Source organism: Mycobacterium sp. (assembly GCF_051006775.1).
Taxonomy (GTDB): domain Bacteria; phylum Actinomycetota; class Actinomycetes; order Mycobacteriales; family Mycobacteriaceae; genus Mycobacterium.
On record NZ_JBPCSX010000151.1, the window covers coordinates 1 to 3280 of the forward strand.

Genomic DNA, 3280 nt, shown 5'->3' on the forward strand with positions numbered 1-3280 from the left:
GCTGGTTTGATTTGTGAACCACCTTCTTCACCAATATTATAACAAGCACCTGTACCTACATACTTTTTCTTTGATGTTGGAAATCTTTTAACAAAATCTTCATCAGTCATTGTTTTAAGTGTGTATGTAACACTCATTGATGAGATAGGATACTTGAACCAAAGTTGACTTTGAATAAATTGAGTCAAATCTTCTTGAGTGTACTCTACTGTTTGTGAGTAATCTTCTTCACCAGATTCTAAAGCAGCATCACAATACTTATTGAACTCGTCTAATAGGAATTGATTATAAACCAGAGTAGCTTCTGCTACACCGTGTGCTTCAAATAGTTTATATGATTTTATATGTTTCATAAATTAAAATAGATTAAGAATTTTACAGGTTTGTACTGTCCGTGACTACCATTCAAATCCATCTTAACATCATAACCAGCTTCTGTTAGTCTTGAGTTAGCAGTTAACATATCATCAAATAATTTAATACCTTCATTACCAATTACAGTAGATCCGAATTCATTTGATTCTCCTGGTAGTTTAATATCAACAATAATACAAACCTTTTCTAATTTCTTTGATGTTACAGTAAGAGTTGGTAATTGAAAATCTAAAAATCTATTTATATCACCTACTTTTGGATCGAAACTAATATAGCCCCTTCTATGGTGAGCTCGACCACCTCTTTCAAAATCAGATGATACCATAGAGTATGAGATAATACCCACATCTTCAAAGTCTAAAAATAATTCTCTTACTTCAAGAAACTTACTTGAAATAATTTCTTTAGTACTATCAGAGTTTTCATTAAAAGTTGACCAAAGCTTAATCATATAATATATATTAAATATGAAACTTGACATGAATGAAATCTACCACAATTATATTGTGAGAGTTGTAGTATTTGCTCTTTTTACCTTTAAGAGACAAATAAGACAACCTAATGTTTATAAGATATCTGTTATAGCTTTCACTATTAAAAGATTGCCTTGGAAAATTAATTTAGTAATTGATACTGGATTGAAATTAGATAAAGAAGATGAAAGAGAAATTTTACTTAATGAATTATTAGAAGGTATTGAAACAGATTATTTATCAACAGTTGTGGTTACATTTGTGACACCATTAAAAGAAGTTACGATGAGTATTGATTTGAGTGATGAAGAAAAGTATGAACACTATCTTTATTCTTAATATTCAAATATTAATTTAGCTCTTCTATAGTCTAAATCAAATGAACTAAATCCAAAGATATCACAGATTCTTTGAAATTTATCTTCACAACTTTCTTCAGATGGTAGTTCACCATCATAAGCATAAGAACCAAATTCTAATTCTGTTTCAGAATCACCAACTGTTAGTCTTTCAACTCTGAATCCTAATTTTTCAATTTCATATCTTAAATCAACTTCGTCGGGTAGTTCAAAGTTATCATGTTGAATACTTGGCTTACTAAATTCAAAAAATATACTAAATACTTTATTAACTTCGAAACCAGATAAAGTCCAACCATCATCTCCTAATCTACCTATTGCAGATTGCATATTTTCTAATATAACCATTAAGTTATTATAAGTGGCATCTTTAGGTGAATAAACAATACTAAACTTACTAACTGTTTTATTTTTAGATACAAGAACCGGTTTGAAATTTTGATATCTTATATTTTTTTCAAGATAATCTGAATATGTCATATCACCAGTGGCAGATTTAAATCTTATTTTCTCTCCTTCATCAATAAAGTCTAACATAGTATCAACTATCTTATCAACTTCATTTTCTGAAGTATGTGACTCCTTTAAGAAAGAAACATATTTATCTACTTTTCTTTTCTTTAGTTCTTTACCATCAAACTTATAGTATTTATAATTACCATCTTTATTGAGAACAACGTAGAAAGCATCCGGTTTAACATATTTAAGATAAGACTTTGTAGTTTGTAATTGTCTTGAATAAACAAAATCAATATAATCATCGTCTGCTAGGTGACCGCCAGTCATACCTCTTTTTTTATTTTGATTCTTTGCAGTATCTACATCAATTAATATCAAGATAAACATTATCTTATATCCATACTTATGAGCTTCTTTTGTAACTTCAAATACACCAATATCATTTGAACCCGTTGTATCATAAATAAAGTTTTGACCACTTTTTATGTAATACTTTAATGACTTGATATTTAATTCAGATGAACCAACATGAAACTTAGATTTATCTTTTGTGAAAAGATAAGAAACATCATCCGTTGAGAATGTTTTAATATTTGGATTGTGAGGAACTATGAATCTTTTGGCGAATGTAGATTTACCGGAACCAGGTAGACCGAGTAAAACAATACCTAATTTATCAGACATTCTGTTAATTTCAGGAATAGGATCATTCTTAGAATACTCTTCATTTATAAAACCACCAAAATTGTTAATAACTTTCATCTTTTTATATATTAAATTTTCAATAACCATTTTGTTTTTCAAGTAAAGTTTCCTATCTTTGTAGAAACAATTTTATATATGAAAGGCTACAGAAACTATAACAAAACCGAACTATTCAACACAATCGATAAAATATCTATTGAGAAAGTTGGAAGTCAGGTTGTCACTAAATTTGATAACCGTGTTATAAACACATCAAATGTCTCTAATCGATATGAGATATTTGATATTGTTAAGTATCTAAAAGATAAGATTGAACTTATTGAGAAGAACTTCACTATTACTAAATATAATTTTAGATTGACAAGAGGTCAACAATCACTTACACTTGTTTCTGATGGTGTAGAGATTGGTGGTATAGAGTTCCACAAGTCTTTTTATATTCTAAACTCAACAGATAAATCAAGACGCTTGAGTTTCAATGCTGGTCTGAAGTCAGATAAATTCTATACCATTGGAATGAACAATGTCGGTATGAATAAGAAACATCTAACAGGTGTTACACAAGCCGCAGAAGATGCTTCAGTTGGTTTGAATGGTGAAACATTCGATGAGCAAATTGAATCACTGCAATCATTAGTAGGACATCGTATTCAATTTTCTAAACTACGCCAGATTATCCTTGGTGATAAAGAAGAAATTCCTCAAATCAATCATCGTAAGTTTGATGCTTTTAAGAACTTAGTTCGTTATGCTAACTCTGACCGTGTTATTAATTTAACATCTGACCAACACAAACAATTGTTTCAAAATTCCGAATCAATGAAAGAAGTTGAACAAGACTTTTACTTAGATGCTTTCTGGTCTTTCCAAATGTATTTGAGATTGTTCAACAAACAAGATGCTCATATC

Annotated in this window: 5 protein-coding genes; 2 read left to right on the plus strand and 3 right to left on the minus strand. The window is 29.4% G+C overall.

Annotated features, from left to right (window positions below):
• Both ACR2JI_RS11095 and ACR2JI_RS11100 read right to left on the minus strand, forming a co-directional pair.
• Positions 1-353: hypothetical protein (locus ACR2JI_RS11095; RefSeq protein WP_526390127.1), on the minus strand; the 353-nt coding region annotated here is incomplete at its 3' end.
• Complete coding sequence (locus ACR2JI_RS11100; RefSeq protein WP_526390128.1) at positions 350-826, minus strand: hypothetical protein; 477 nt, start codon at positions 824-826, stop codon at positions 350-352. The genes ACR2JI_RS11095 and ACR2JI_RS11100, both read right to left, overlap by 4 nt.
• 28 nt (positions 827-854) lie before the next feature.
• Here ACR2JI_RS11100 and ACR2JI_RS11105 point away from each other — a divergent pair, with 28 nt between their 5' ends.
• Positions 855-1187, plus strand: coding sequence for a hypothetical protein (locus ACR2JI_RS11105; RefSeq protein ID WP_526390129.1), 333 nt, complete (start codon positions 855-857; stop codon positions 1185-1187).
• Here ACR2JI_RS11105 and ACR2JI_RS11110 read toward each other — a convergent pair.
• Entirely contained in the window at positions 1184-2470 is a 1287-nt protein-coding gene (locus ACR2JI_RS11110; protein ID WP_526390130.1) for an AAA family ATPase, read from the minus strand. The genes ACR2JI_RS11105 and ACR2JI_RS11110 overlap by 4 nt on opposite strands.
• A 36-nt stretch (positions 2471-2506) precedes the next feature.
• On the opposite strand from ACR2JI_RS11110, the gene ACR2JI_RS11115 reads away from it, so the two are divergent.
• Positions 2507-3280: hypothetical protein (locus ACR2JI_RS11115; protein ID WP_526390131.1), on the plus strand; the 774-nt coding region annotated here is incomplete at its 3' end.